The sequence below is a fragment of the Arcobacter sp. CECT 8989 genome (genome assembly GCF_004116715.1).
Lineage (GTDB): Bacteria > Campylobacterota > Campylobacteria > Campylobacterales > Arcobacteraceae > Halarcobacter.
The window spans coordinates 1-391 of record NZ_PDKE01000126.1 but is presented as its reverse complement, the minus strand read 5'-3'; the positions used below and the strand labels follow the sequence as shown (position 1 = coordinate 391).

At 31.2% G+C, this 391-nt stretch carries 1 pseudogene; it reads left to right on the top strand.

Going from position 1 to position 391, the window contains the following annotated elements:
- A pseudogene (locus CRV02_RS14685) lies at nucleotides 1-391 on the top strand (phosphoribosylamine--glycine ligase); the annotation flags it as partial.

The window sequence follows — 391 nt, the reverse complement described above, 5'->3', positions numbered from 1 at the left end:
GAAGAGAATCATAAATTATATTTTAATCCAGGAAATGGAGCTACTTCGCAAATTGCAGAGAATATCAATATTAAAGATTATAATGAGTTAGCTATTTGGGCAAAAAACAATGCAATTGATTTAACAATTGTTGGACCAGAAGCTCCACTAGTAGATGGTGTTGTTGATATATTTAAAGAACATGGATTAACTGTATTTGGACCTAGTCGTGCTGCAGCTCAACTAGAGGGTTCAAAAGTTTATATGAAAAATATTTTAAAGAAATATAACATACCAACAGCAGCATTTATAGAAACTACAAATGAAAAAGAAGCTCATGATTTCATTGATACTATGAGTGAACCAATTGTTGTAAAAGCAGATGGTTTATGTGCAGGTAAAGGTGTAATTA